1 pseudogene is annotated in these 255 nt (G+C 67.8%); it reads left to right on the forward strand.

From position 1 onward, the window contains the following. A pseudogene (locus AAEY87_RS14190) lies at positions 1 to 255 on the forward strand (iron ABC transporter permease); the annotation flags it as partial.

The raw sequence follows: 255 nt of genomic DNA on the forward strand, positions 1-255 counted from the left end.
GCGCATGGCTCGTCACCGCCTACGATTTTCCCGGCCGCCGGATCCTGACCTGGGCGCTGCTGCTGCCGCTCGCGGTCCCCACCTACATCGTCGCGTTCGCGTATCTCGACCTGCTGCATCCGATCGGCCCCGTGCAGGGCGCGATCCGCTGGCTGCTCGGCTTCGACAGCCCGCGCCAGTTCCGCCTGCCCGATTTGCGCTCGCTGCCCGGCGCGATCTTCGTGCTCGGCTTCGTGCTGTATCCCTATGTCTATC

It is taken from the genome of Psychrobacter sp. S1-30-MNA-CIBAN-0213, assembly GCF_040309845.1.
Classification (GTDB): domain Bacteria; phylum Pseudomonadota; class Gammaproteobacteria; order Pseudomonadales; family Moraxellaceae; genus Psychrobacter.